Genomic DNA, 307 nt, shown 5'->3' on the forward strand with positions numbered 1-307 from the left:
GTGAAGCACCAGCAGTATCTATCGAACTTGTTCACTCTGACGTGATCAACCAAATGGATAAGCCTGAATTCTACGAAGCAATCACTCTAGTGGTTGACGGCGCTGAAGTTAAGGTTAAGCCGCAAGACGTTCAACGTCACGCGTTCAAGCCTAAAGTTGAGCACATGGACTTCATCCGTATCTAATTCCCTACCAAGGAATTGATTGGATAACTCCAAGCCTTCTGCATAGATAAGATAATCGACCTTACCATTCGATAGTCTAAAAATTCGAAACCCCGATGCTACCAACATCGGGGTTTCACCGT

General features: G+C 44.6%; 1 protein-coding gene. It reads left to right on the top strand.

The window, feature by feature from the left end; all coding sequences use genetic code 11:
• On the top strand, positions 1-185 hold a 185-nt coding region (rplY, locus tag ACP45E_RS01090), incomplete at its 5' end, for a 50S ribosomal protein L25 (protein WP_069584605.1).
• Positions 186-307: the final 122 nt, after the last annotated feature.

This window comes from Vibrio genomosp. F10 str. 9ZD137, from assembly GCF_049974785.1.
GTDB lineage: Bacteria > Pseudomonadota > Gammaproteobacteria > Enterobacterales > Vibrionaceae > Vibrio.